We start from the raw sequence: 12,534 nt of genomic DNA, 5'->3' as shown, positions 1-12,534 counted from the left end.
ACCACATGGTGACTCAAGAGGTAATTATCAGCGCCCGCCGACTGAACAAGACGTTTATCGGCGAAAACAAGCGCCCCAAACCCGTGCTGCGCGACGTGACGCTGACCGTACACGCCGGCGAGTTCGTCACCATTCTGGGGCAATCCGGCTCGGGCAAGTCCACGCTGCTGCGCATGCTGGCCGGGCTGATCCCAGCGGACAGCGGCACGCTCACGCTGGCGGGCAAACCGGTCGACGGCCCGAGCACCAACGTCGGCATGGTGTTTCAGTCCTACGCGCTCTATCCCTGGCTAACGGTGTACGACAACATCGCCTTCGGGCTGCTGGCGCAACGGCTGCCGCCGCAGACGATCGCCGAGCGGCTGGGAGCGCTGCTGCGCCTGGTGGGCCTGACCGGCTATGAGCACGCCTGGCCGCGCGAGCTCTCGGGCGGCATGCGTCAACGGGTGGGCTTCGCCCGGGCGCTGGCGGTAGAGCCCGATCTCTTGCTGCTGGACGAACCCTTCTCCGCCCTCGATATCTTTACCGCGCAAAAACTGCGGGGCGACCTGCTGGCGCTGTGGGGAGACAACCGGCTGCGCACGCGCGCCATGGTGATGGTGACGCACGACGTCGAAGAAGCGGTGCTGATGTCCGATCGGGTGCTGATCCTGGACGCGACCAGCAAACGGATCGACGACGAATTCAGCGTCAATATCCCGCGTGCGGCGCGCAACCGGGAAAGCCTGCGGCACCTCACCGATCGGATCCGCAGCTGCCTGTACAAAAAAATCGCGCAAGCGCAATCGGCCGGTTAACGGCCCTGTTTTCATCCACTTGGGGAACTGAAATGAACCATAAAAGCGTGCTGATGACGCTGCTCATCCTGCTGCCGGCCGCCGCCAGCGGCGCGGAAATCGTCAATAAGGACGGCAATAAACTGGATCTGTACGGCCAGCTGAACGGCGTGCATTACTTCAGCAGCGACGCCGACAATAACGGCGACCGCTCCTATACTCGCTTCGGTTTCAAAGGCGAGACGCAGATCGGCGACGCGCTGACGGGGTATGGCCAATGGGAATATCAGGCAGGGCTCGATCAGCCGGAGAGCGCCGGGCCGGGTGACAGCTATACCCGCCTGGGCTTTGCCGGATTGGCGTTCGGCCACTGGGGCAGCCTGGATTACGGCCGCAACTACGGCCTGCTGTATGACGTGGCCGGCTGGACGGACGTGCTGCCTGAATTCGGCAACGACAGCTACGAAGCGGCCGACAACTTTATGACCGGCCGCGCCAACGGCCTGCTGACCTACCACAATCGCAGCCTGGGCGGCCTGGTTGACGGCCTGGATCTCGGCCTGCAATATCAGGGGAAGAATCGGGGGGACGACGCTCAACGGGCGAAGGATATCCAGACGCAAAACGGCGATGGCTACGCCTTTTCCGCCACCTACGACACCGGCGTGGGGCTCAACGTTGGCGCCGCCTACGCCAACTCTGCGCGCACGCTGGCGCAACAGCGCTTCGGCCTGGCTGACGGCGATCGCGCCCGGGCCTGGACCCTGGGGCTGAAATACGACCAGGACAACCTCTACCTGGCGGCAAGCTACGCGCATACCGAGAACATGACCTACGTCGACGGCGATCGCTACGCCGGCTTCGCCCCCCGCGCGGACGCTATTGAGGCGGTCGCGCAGTATCACTTCGATTCCGGCGTCACGCCCTCGCTGGCCTACCTGCAAACGCGCGGCCGCAACCTGCCCGGCATTGGCGACGCCGATCTGGTCAAATACCTGGATCTGGCGCTGAATTACAGCTTCAACGCCAACATGTCGACCTACGTGGAGTACAAACTCAACCTGCTGCAACGGCAGAACGCTGTCGGCGCCGGCGCCGACGACATCGTCGAAACCGGCATCATGTATCAGTTCTGATCCCCATCCCGGCCGGAGGACGCTCTCCGGCCGGTTCATGATTTAACTTTCGCCCGCCCCCTTATTCTCTCGTTTAACTCAGGTTTATATTTCCATAAAATGATGCCTATATTCATTCTGGCACTTTCTGTTTACGCCCCGTTTAATGAATAAAGAAAATCTTTCCCGCATTCATATTAAATTACATTTTGCCGCCATAATTCGGCGTAACCACATTGAATAACAGGCTATGGCACGCGTATTATGGCCACACGAAAAATAACGGGAGAATGATATGGACGGCGACAGTCGGTTGTTTATTTTATTGTTGGAATCGCTGAGGTCACAGGAGCAATAGTCATCCCATTGCATCCTGAAAGTGTCAGGATATGCGTCAGTTACCACATCCCTTCGCTTTACCCCTTCAGCGCATGGCCTGCGCGCACGCCGCTCCGGCGCGCCTGACAGGCTAATCCTTCCAGCATACGCTTATTAACAGTCCGATAACGGTCAGGCTTATTTGCACCCGCATTTATTTTACACCTGCCCGGCGATAAATATCGGCCCTTTTTCCATGCCCATATTTTTAATTGGGTGGAGACGGATCATGATGGTAAAAAAAACCACGCTGCTGACGGTCAATAACGTCAGCAAAAGCGTTCAGCCTACCGGTAAAGAAAAACGTCTGGTGCTGAATGAAATCAATTTGCGCCTTTACGACAACGAGGTCGTCAGCATTTTGGGGCAGTCCGGCTCGGGTAAATCCACCCTGCTGCGCATGCTTTCCGGCCTGATCGCGCCGGATCTTGGCACCGTGATGCTGGGGGATAAAAAAGTCTCGGGGCCGAATCCGCAGATCAACATGGTGTTTCAGACCTTCGCCATTTTCCCGTGGCTGAACGTCTACCAAAATATCGCCTTCGGGCTGCAGGCGCAGGATCTGCCGCCGCAGGTGGTCGACGCCCAGACGCTGAAAATGCTCGATCTGGTCGGGCTCACGCCCTACCGCGACGCCTACCCGCGCGAGCTTTCCGGCGGCATGCGCCAGCGGGTCGGCTTCGCGCGCGCTGGCGGTAGAACCGATGCTGCTGTTGCTGGACGAGCCGTTTTCCGCGCTGGACGTCTATACCGGCGAACACCTGCGCAGCGATCTGCTGCATATCTGGAGCACGCGCCAGATCAAAACCCGCTCCATCGTGCTGGTGACCCACAGCGTAGAGGAGGCGGTGATGATGTCTGACCGCATCCTCCTGCTGGGCGCCGGCACCCTCGACGGCTGCTATCACATCACGCAGCGCCGCGAGGCGCGCACCCGCGAGGGGATGCAGCCGCTGACGGACAAAATCAGCGAGACGCTCAGCCGGCAGATCGCCGCCGCGTACTGAGCGCCGCCCTGGCCTGGCGGGACGGATCCCGCCAACTTAACTACCTGTTTATCAAGAGTCACCCCACCACGGGTGGCTCATGATAAGCGGATAATACATCGAGTTATTATCATGCATTTCATTCATACACTGCTGACGCTGCTGACCGCGTCCGTCCTGGGCGCCGCCATCGGCTACGAAAGACAGTTCCGCCAGCGCACCGCCGGGCTGCGCACCAATACGCTGGTGGCCACCAGCGCGGCGATCTTCGTCCACCTGGCCATGACCATCGACGGCAGCGGCGGCGCGGTGCGCGTCATCTCCTACGTGGTCTCCGGCGTCGGCTTTCTCGGCGCCGGGGCCATCATGAAAGAAGGGATGAACATCCGCGGCCTGAACACCGCCGCCACGCTCTGGGGCTCCGCGGCGGTCGGCGCCTGCGCCGGCTGCGGCCTGTACGGCGATGCGCTGGCCGCCACGCTGTTCGTGCTCGCCGCCAACACCCTGTTGCGCCCGCTGGTCAATATGGTCAACAAACAGCCCTTCAATGACGTTAACGGCGAGTCTACCTACCAGATTTGCGTCATTGCCTTCGAGCATGAGCAGCGTGAGGCGCTGGCCAAATTCAAACAGGTGCTGCAAGGGGAAAACTGCTTTATCTCGCATCTGGATATCGAACCCTTTGGCGACGACGACGTGGAGATCACCGCCACGCTGATGCCGGCCTCCGTCACCACGCCGGTGCTCGACCAGACCATCAATAAATTGCTGAACGACAGCATGATGAAACAGGCCTATTACAGCCGCATCGCCGGCTCCGGCTGATGCCGTTCACTTCCAGGGAGATCAACCATGAAAACCATGCCAAAACTGGCGCATCTGACGATGTTCAAAGACATTGTCCACTGTGGAAGCTTGCACGAGGCCGCGAAAAAGCTGGCCATCTCGCAGCCGACGCTCAGCCGGGTGCTGAAAGAGCTGGAAATGACCGTCGGCGCGCGGCTGCTGGAGCGCAGCAACCGCGGCGTGCGCCTGACGGCGGTCGGCGAGCTGTTTTACCGGCGGATAGACGCCGCCACCAATCAGTTGCTCAACGCGTTTGACGAGCTGCGCGGCCTGAGCGCTGACGGCGAGAAGCGCCTGCGGGTGGGGATGAGCGTCGATCCGCTGCTGTGCTATCTGCCGCAGGTGCTCGAAGGCTTCAACCGCCGCTACCCGCATACCCGGGTGACGGTGGTGGAAGACGGCCCGGAAGGCCTGCTGGCCCGGCTGCGAAACTGCGAGCTGGATTTGGCGGTCAGCAGCCTGAACGGCGCGGCGGGCGGCGCCGATCTGGCCATGCAGGCGTTGAAAAGCGAGCGCTTCTCGCTCTATCAGGGAGGCGATCTTACCGCAGCCGGGCAGCCGCCGGCCGAGGCCAAATGGGTGGTGCCGCGCTCCTGCTCGGTGGGGCATGCCGCCATCCGCGAGATCGCCGAACGCTACACGCCGCATGGCCAGATCGTCGAGACCGACTCCTTTCTGGCGACCTGGTGCCTGGTCAGGCAGCAAGGCTATATCGCGCTGCTGAGCGATCGGGTGGTCGCACACTACGCCCCGCAGCTGCACCTGCAGAAAATCCCGACGCAGGAGATCGACATCAGCGCGCGCTTTTACGTCTTTACCCGCCATGAGCCGGCCACGCCGCCGCTCAGCGCCGCGTTTATCCACCTGCTGCAGGCCATGCAGACGGTTTGAGGAGACAGGCTGCCGCCCGCCGGCGGCCGATTCTCTGGTTCAGGCCGCCAACCGCTCACCCCGTCAATCCAACCGTTCACCCGGCGAATCTGACCGCTGACCGAAATACGCCTGTCTTCCCCCCCTACCCCCGGCGATGATGAGCTGTTCCTAAACCCGCCTTACCTCGGGAAAGACGCTACGGCTCACCGCGCCACTCTGACATCTCTTACAAGCGGATGAGTTCATTCATATTTTGCAGACTGGAATTAAGGATACCTCATGAAACGAGAGGGGATTTTAAAGCACATTCCGTGGATGCTGCTGGGGATACTCGGCGCAGCCTGCCTCGGCGTGGTGGCGCTGCGCCGCGGTGAACACATCAGCGCGCTGTGGATCGTCGTCGCTTCGGTGGCGGTGTATCTGGTGGCCTACCGCTACTACAGCCTGTACATCGCCACCAAGGTGATGAAGCTGGACGCCGGCCGCGCCACCCCGGCGGTGGTCAACAACGACGGCCTGAACTACGTGCCGACCAACAAGAACGTGCTGTTCGGCCACCACTTCGCCGCCATCGCCGGCGCCGGTCCGCTGGTGGGGCCGGTGCTGGCCGCGCAGGTCGGCTACCTGCCCGGCACGCTGTGGCTGCTGGGCGGCGTGGTGCTGGCGGGGGCGGTGCAGGACTTTATGGTGCTGTTCATCTCCTCGCGCCGCAACGGCGCCTCGCTCGGTGAGATCATCAAAAAAGAGATGGGGCCAATACCGGGCACCATCGCGCTGTTCGGCTGCTTCCTGATCATGATCATCATCCTGGCGGTGCTGGCGCTGATCGTGGTGAAAGCGCTGGCGGAGAGCCCGTGGGGGGTGTTCACCGTCTGCTCCACCGTGCCGATCGCGCTGTTTATGGGCATCTACATGCGCTACCTGCGCCCCGGCCGCGTGGGTGAAGTGTCAATCATCGGCATCGTGCTGCTGGTGGCCGCCATCTGGTTCGGCGGCGTGGTGGCGCACGACCCGTACTGGGGCCCGGCGCTGACCTTTAAAGACACCACCATCACCTTCACGCTGATCGGCTACGCGTTCATCTCCGCCCTGTTGCCGGTATGGCTGATCCTGGCGCCGCGCGACTACCTGGCCACCTTCCTGAAAATCGGCGTGATCGTCGGGCTGGCGATCGGCATCGTGATCCTCAACCCTGAGCTGAAAATGCCGGCGGTGACCCAGTTCGTCGACGGCACCGGCCCGGTGTGGAAAGGCACCCTGTTCCCGTTCCTGTTCATCACCATCGCCTGCGGCGCGGTCTCCGGCTTCCATGCGCTGATCGCCTCCGGCACCACGCCGAAGCTGTTGGCCAATGAGACCGACGCGCGCTTTATCGGCTACGGCGCGATGCTGATGGAGTCCTTCGTCGCCATCATGGCGCTGGTGGCGGCTTCCATCATCGAGCCGGGCCTGTACTTCGCCATGAACACCCCGCCGGCGGCGCTGGGCATCACCATGCCGGATCTGCACCGCCTGGGCACCGAAGACGCGCCGATGATCATGGCTTCGCTGAAGGACGTGACCGTGCACGCGGCGGCGGCGGTCAGCTCCTGGGGCTTCGTCATCAGCCCGGAACAGATCCTGCAGACCGCCACCGACATCGGCGAACCTTCAGTGCTGAACCGCGCCGGCGGCGCGCCAACGCTGGCGGTGGGCATCGCCCACGTGTTCCATCAGATCATTCCGGGCGCCAACATGGGCTTCTGGTACCACTTCGGCATTCTGTTCGAGGCACTGTTCATCCTGACCGCGCTGGACGCCGGCACCCGCTCCGGCCGCTTTATGCTGCAGGATCTGCTGGGCAACTTCGTGCCGTTCCTGAAGAAAACCGACTCGCTGGTGGCTGGTATTATCGGCACCGCCGGCTGCGTCGGGCTGTGGGGCTACCTGCTGTATCAGGGCGTGGTGGATCCGCTCGGCGGCGTGAAGAGCCTGTGGCCGCTGTTCGGCATCTCCAACCAGATGCTGGCCGCCGTGGCGCTGGTGCTGGGCACCGTGGTGCTGATTAAGATGAAGCGCACCCAATACATCTGGGTGACCGTGCTACCGGCGGTGTGGCTGCTGATCTGCACCACCTACGCGCTGGGGCTGAAGCTGTTCAGCGACAACCCGCAGCTGGAAGGCTTCTTCTTCCTGGCCGGTGAGTACAAACGCAAGATCGCCGAAGGCGGCGCCGAGCTGAGCGCCCAGCAGATCGCCAACATGAACCACATCGTGGTGAACAACTACACCAACGCCGGGCTGAGCATTCTGTTCCTGCTGGTGGTGTACAGCATCATCTTCTACGGGGTGAAAACCGCGTTGGCGGCGCACAAGAACCCGAAACGCACCGACCAGGAAACGCCTTACGTGCCGGTGCAGCAGGCCGCGCACGCCGACGGCGTAACTGAGGGGGAGGTCAAAGTTTCGATCCAGCATTGATGTGATTTAACGGATACCCTGCATAATAACGTTAAGCAGTACCCAAAGCCGCACGGCCTGTGCATCACAAGACGCCAGGCGTGCGGCGCGATGCAATCGAGATACCCGGGGCGACCCGGAGGTGGGGCATCCCTGCGGGAACCCCATCCCCCGGCTTCCCCTAATATCAGGCTTAAGCAAGCGCTGTAGTGATGCAGGGTAAAGTTGGAGAAGGCTTATGTTCGGAAATCTCGGCCAGGCGGGAAAGTACCTCGGGCAGGCGGCGCGCATGTTGGTGGGCGTGCCTGACTACGATACCTACGTCCAGCACATGAAAGACAACCACCCGGACAAGCCGGTGATGACCTATAAAGAATTTTTCCGCGAGCGCCAGCAAGCGCGCTACGGCGGCGACGGCAAAGGCGGCATGCGCTGCTGTTAACCCGCAGTCACAAGGACCCGTATGAAACCCATTGCAGTCACCATCCTGACCGGCTTTTTGGGCGCCGGCAAAACCACCCTGCTGCGCCACATCCTGAACGCCGAACACGGCTATAAAATCGCGGTCATCGAGAACGAGTTCGGCGAAGTGCCGATCGACGACGCGCTGATCGGCGATCGCGCCAGCCGCATCACCACATTGAGCAACGGCTGCATCTGCTGCAGCAAGTCCAACGAACTGGCGGACGCGCTGCTGGATCTGCTGGACGGCGTCGACAGCGGCCGGCTGGCGTTCGATCGGCTGATCATCGAATGCACCGGCATGGCCGATCCCGGCCCGATTACCCAGACCTTTTTCTCGCACGAGATCCTGTGCGAGCGCTTCCTGCTGGACGGCATCATCACCCTGGTGGACGCGGCGCACGCCGACCAGCAGCTGAGCCAGTTCAGCATCGCTCAGGCGCAGGTGGGCTACGCCGACCGCCTCCTGCTGACCAAAACCGACGTGGCGCCGGACTGCGAAGCGCTGATCCAGCGGCTGCAGCGGATGAACGCCCGCGCGCCGGTCTACCAGGTGACGCACGGCGATATCGATCTGAGCGTGCTGTTCGACATCGAAGGCTTTACGCTGAACGACAAACTGAACCTGACGCCGCCCGCCCCGCTGTTCCGCCGCATCCCGCAGCCGCAGAGCGACATCCGCTCAATTGTCGTGACGCTGGAGCGCCCGCTGCCGCTGATGCAAATCTCCGACGTGATGGAAGGCCTGCTGCTGGAATACGCCGATAACCTGCTGCGCTACAAAGGCATTCTGTCTATCGAAGACGAGCCGCGCCGCCTGCTATTCCAGGGCGTGCAGCGGCTGTATAACGCCGACTGGGATCGGGAATGGCTGCCGGAGGAAGAGCGCAAGAGTACGCTGGTGTTTATCGGCGTGGATCTGCCGGAGGAGGAGATTCGGGGCAGGATTGGGGGGTTGGGGTAAGCAGGGTTTGACTGTTGGGGCCTGTGGGTGAGCTCCAACGACTTGCCTGCGTTTGAGCCGTTCCCGCTTTTGCTCTGCCTTTCGTTACCACCTAGCAAAAAACGCTCAAGCGGCGGCCAGTTTTAGCGGGCCACCGCAAGCAGCACGTATACCCCCCCTTCGGTGATTATTTATTCGCATGATAGCGAATAGCACTGAAGAACGCGCCGATACTAGTCATTATCCATTTTAAAATAGAGAATAATTTTAAAACGAGGCTACATAATCCTATTTTTTACGCAACCCATAGCCCCTCCCTATGCAAGGCATACTGTGCTTCTTAAGATGTTAAAATAACAACCTGGTGTAATAGAACGACACCTGCTCGTATATTCTGAAATGAGGATAATCGCTCAGCAAGCCCAGGTAATATTATCTATTTCTCAAAAAGTGAAGGTAAACGGCGGCGGTAGTGACGCATTACGCTAATATACCCAGCAAACGCAGGCCACCTATTTCAATTAAGAAATACTTTTTGGCAACTACCGCTTAAGACAACGCGCCGTTTTTTCACGAATAAATAAGGTGACTAGATAAACCATGCGTAAAGAACTGGATTTGAAAATGCTCTATTTCTTTCGTGCTCTCTATCTGAGCGGCAATGTCTCTTCGGCTGCCGATCAGTTAGATCTGAGCCAACCTTCGGGTAGCCTGCTGCTTAAGCGCTTGCGGGAAGAGTTTAACGACACGCTGTTTGTCAGGGTCGGACAAAAGATGGCGCCCACACCAGGTGCGCAGCAGGCATTTGCCACCATATCTACGATTTTAGATCTGCTGGATAATCAGCTCATGAGCTCATTGCCTTTCGATCCCCGCACCAGTCAGCGAAGCTTTACCATCGCAATGGCTGATATAAGCCAAATTGCTCTGGTTCCCCGCCTGCTTGATATATGTAAACGCCAGGGGGCCACCCAAATTAAATTTGCCATCAGGCATATTGATGACAATATTTACTCCGCGCTAGAGTCCGGCGACGTAAACCTTGTAATCGGTTATCTAATCGATATTCCGGAAAGTTTTTACCAACAGAGGCTGTTTGATGAACACTATGTTTGTCTGAGCAGCACGACACATCCGCGTATCAGACAAGCACCAACACTGGCGTCATGGCTTAAAGAACAACAGGTCATGGTGCAGTGGGACGGTACCGGGCATGCAGAGATGGAACGCTACCTGGCACGCAGTGGCATTCAACTGCGCACTAAAATGCTGCTCCCTAGCTTCTTGGGCGTGGGAAACATTGTAGCCAGTACTGAGTTGCTGGCGACGGTTCCCGAACAAGTTGCCACCTGGTGTGCGGCGGCATTTTCATGTGTTGCCTGGCCATTACCCATGCCCTGCCCCTCTTTCACCATTCGCCAGGTATGGCACCAGAGATATCATCACGACCCGGGTCTGATCTGGCTACGCCAACAATTAGCTCAACTCACTCAGGCAGGGTGAAGACTCGACGGGCATTACCGTACGCAATACTCTGTTTAACATCGGCGTCCAGGATTAATGGATCGAACCAATCAGCCGCCTGGCACATATCCTCATAAGGATAATCAACAGAAAACATGACCCGATCCTTTCCCATCACTTCAATGGCGTTATGCAGGGCACTGGTCGTGAAGTGACCACTCGTCGTGACGTAGAAATTATTCGTCAGGTAATCCGTTAAGGGGTGCTGGTTGATTCCCAGACCGATGCCCTCAAACTGTTTTTCCAGACGATGAGCCGTGCGCGGTAACATAAATGTCAGCCCCTCCCCAAGATGCCCAAGGATAATGGTAATATTCGGATAGCGATCGAATAATCCACTCATCATCAGACGAATCGCGTGTACTGCGGTTTCCGTTGCAAAACCCCAGGCTGAACCGACCAAGCTTTCATAGCCGCGATAAATTCCACAGGCGGCAGGCAGTGGCTCCCTGGGGTGCAGATAGACAGGCACATTAAGTTCACTCACTTTCTGCCAAAATACTTCTACCGCAGGATCATCCAAATAGCGCCCCTCCTCGGTGCCGTTCATATTGGTATAACCGTTGATCAATGCCCCCTTCATACCCAGCTTTTTCACCGATCTTTCCAGTTCATCCGCAGCCGCCTGAGGATTTTGTAGCGCCACCGTCGCAAAAGCACTGAAACGATCGGGATGAGGCTGAACAAAATATTCGGCAATATAATCGTTGGTGCGGGTTACGAAATGAGTTGCCGCAGCAGCATCAAGAATCGACTGCGCCCCCGGCGATGTCAGTGACAAAATAGCATGACGAATGCCACAAGCATCCATATCCTTTAAGCGCAGTTCGGTTTCCAAAAGGCGTTTTTCAACATTATCCATATAATGACGGCCATTTCGCAGCGCTTCGCTTTTTGAATCCCACAAGCGATTATTTTCCTGGGTAGAAACATGTTCTTCTAAAGCAATTTTACCTTTCATGAGTGATACCTCGCATTCGGGATGACATTCCAGAGACTACGACGAGTTACGCCTGTCGGCTATATAGCAAAACTGATAGCCATCATTAAAATTCTATATAAAAGAACTGCATTGCCGGCTGTTTTAACCATCTCGATCTCAGCGGTGTTAACGCCTCAAAACTCGTAGAGCTGGCCGCCCTCTCTGCCGAATAGGCGGAAGGGCGATGCCACGGGGTGATGCTGTTTGGCCATTTGCTGCACAAGCACCCGCAGCCGGATGCCGAAGGCTGGGAGCGGATGAATCGCTATCTCAACGGGACGCACTGATTGGGGGCGACATCCCGCAGCGGATCGAAGAATTTGAACGTGCGGCTCTGCGCCTCATCCAATCGGTAGATCGAGATGCCGGCAAGCAGGAAGGTAAATGCAAGGGGGGAGATCCGTTTCATTTTGTCTCTGCGTTACCTGCTGCCCCGTGTGATGTTTTCAATTTCGTAAGCGCCGTTGAGCTTTTTCACTTTGAAGTGGGCAATAAAGGCCCTGCCGGAAACATCCTGTAGATTTCTGCGCTTATCAATGGGCACAAAATTTAGCCTCATGCTGTAGATATGATTTTCCTGAAACGGGTAATCGTTCTGCGTAACACAAATGCCCTTTTTCAGATTCTGATTCCCCACCTCAATCAATTTCTCATCCGTATCACCAGTGAGATAGAGCGTATCTTGCCTCTCGTTTTCCTTTGGTGACGGATAGATGCAGATGTCGCCATTCGCTTTAGCATGGGCAAAGATAGGGATATCCGGCGCATAGCGCTGATCGAGACGATCGCCTGTGCAGGCACTTAACAATATCGATCCTGCAATGACCAGTAAAAAATTAGCTTTCATCATATTCCATTATTTATAAATCTTAATGAAGAAATATTATCCTTGAATGGATGAACGATAATTCAACGCAAAGATGACATGCCGAATTGCGAGGTACATTCCAATCCTAAAAGTAAATAAACTGTAATTCCATACAGCTTATTTTTTCCTTTTACTGATAACGCTATAGTTTTTTCGCTGCGGCAAAATCCGCAGCCGGAGTTAGCGTTCCGAATCCCCCAACCCTGTTCGAATATGGTATAAATTCGAGCATGCCGATGCGCACCCAAACAATGGTGGCTCGGACGGTGCTTCCTCCGGGAAGGCCGGTATCCGTTGGGGCCGGTACGCTAACGCCGTTCGAGCTACCACCCGAGTTTAGCG

General features: G+C 58.0%; 12 protein-coding genes. 10 read left to right on the top strand and 2 right to left on the bottom strand.

The window, feature by feature from the left end:
• Nucleotides 1-5: 5 nt before the first annotated feature.
• The 10 genes from C3F38_RS04835 (at nt 6) to C3F38_RS04795 (ending at nt 10,321) form a co-directional block, all read left to right on the top strand.
• Complete coding sequence (locus tag C3F38_RS04835; protein ID WP_055317400.1) at nt 6-797, top strand: ABC transporter ATP-binding protein; 792 nt, start codon at nt 6-8, stop codon at nt 795-797.
• 32 nt (nt 798-829) lie between these two features.
• Complete coding sequence (locus C3F38_RS04830) at nt 830-1,912, top strand: porin (RefSeq protein ID WP_055317399.1); 1,083 nt, start codon at nt 830-832, stop codon at nt 1,910-1,912.
• A gap of 586 nt (nt 1,913-2,498) precedes the next feature.
• The gene (locus tag C3F38_RS04825; RefSeq protein ID WP_233211704.1) at nt 2,499-3,131 is read left to right on the top strand and encodes an ABC transporter ATP-binding protein; all 633 of its coding nucleotides are present in this window, start codon (nt 2,499-2,501) and stop codon (nt 3,129-3,131) included.
• Entirely contained in the window at nt 3,121-3,276 is a 156-nt protein-coding gene (locus tag C3F38_RS26480) for a hypothetical protein (protein WP_233211703.1), read from the top strand. Before C3F38_RS04825 ends, C3F38_RS26480 begins: the two co-directional genes overlap by 11 nt.
• A gap of 111 nt (nt 3,277-3,387) precedes the next feature.
• Nucleotides 3,388-4,080 carry an MgtC/SapB family protein gene (locus tag C3F38_RS04820; RefSeq protein WP_019453282.1) on the top strand — a complete coding sequence of 231 codons (693 nt, stop codon included), beginning with the start codon at nt 3,388-3,390 and terminating at the stop codon, nt 4,078-4,080.
• Between the two features lie 27 nt (nt 4,081-4,107).
• On the top strand, nt 4,108-4,992 hold the full coding sequence (locus C3F38_RS04815) for a LysR family transcriptional regulator (RefSeq protein WP_055317397.1): 885 nt from the start codon (nt 4,108-4,110) through the stop codon (nt 4,990-4,992).
• A 261-nt stretch (nt 4,993-5,253) separates the two neighbouring features.
• Nucleotides 5,254-7,434, top strand: a complete 2,181-nt coding sequence (locus tag C3F38_RS04810) for a carbon starvation CstA family protein (protein WP_055317396.1) — start codon at nt 5,254-5,256, stop codon at nt 7,432-7,434.
• Between the two features lie 217 nt (nt 7,435-7,651).
• Nucleotides 7,652-7,855: a YbdD/YjiX family protein gene (locus tag C3F38_RS04805; RefSeq protein ID WP_004953088.1), complete on the top strand. Its 204-nt coding sequence runs from the start codon at nt 7,652-7,654 to the stop codon at nt 7,853-7,855.
• Nucleotides 7,856-7,876: 21 nt separating this feature from the next.
• Nucleotides 7,877-8,839: a GTPase gene (gene yjiA, locus C3F38_RS04800; protein WP_038878279.1), complete on the top strand. Its 963-nt coding sequence runs from the start codon at nt 7,877-7,879 to the stop codon at nt 8,837-8,839.
• A 579-nt stretch (nt 8,840-9,418) separates the two neighbouring features.
• The gene (locus C3F38_RS04795) at nt 9,419-10,321 is read left to right on the top strand and encodes a LysR family transcriptional regulator (RefSeq protein ID WP_038878277.1); all 903 of its coding nucleotides are present in this window, start codon (nt 9,419-9,421) and stop codon (nt 10,319-10,321) included.
• Here the strand turns inward: C3F38_RS04795 and C3F38_RS04790 are convergent.
• Both C3F38_RS04790 and C3F38_RS04780 read right to left on the bottom strand, forming a co-directional pair.
• The gene (locus tag C3F38_RS04790) at nt 10,305-11,303 is read right to left on the bottom strand and encodes an amidohydrolase family protein (protein ID WP_038878276.1); all 999 of its coding nucleotides are present in this window, start codon (nt 11,301-11,303) and stop codon (nt 10,305-10,307) included. The genes C3F38_RS04795 and C3F38_RS04790 overlap by 17 nt on opposite strands.
• A gap of 442 nt (nt 11,304-11,745) precedes the next feature.
• A complete protein-coding gene (locus tag C3F38_RS04780; RefSeq protein ID WP_055317401.1) occupies nt 11,746-12,171 on the bottom strand; it encodes a putative T6SS immunity periplasmic lipoprotein in 426 nt (141 codons plus the stop codon).
• Nucleotides 12,172-12,534: the final 363 nt, after the last annotated feature.

The sequence above is a fragment of the Serratia sp. SSNIH1 genome (assembly GCF_002935055.1).
Lineage (GTDB): Bacteria > Pseudomonadota > Gammaproteobacteria > Enterobacterales > Enterobacteriaceae > Serratia > Serratia nevei.
The sequence above is the reverse complement of the archived record's forward strand: the minus strand, read 5'-3'. Positions and strand labels throughout refer to the sequence as shown.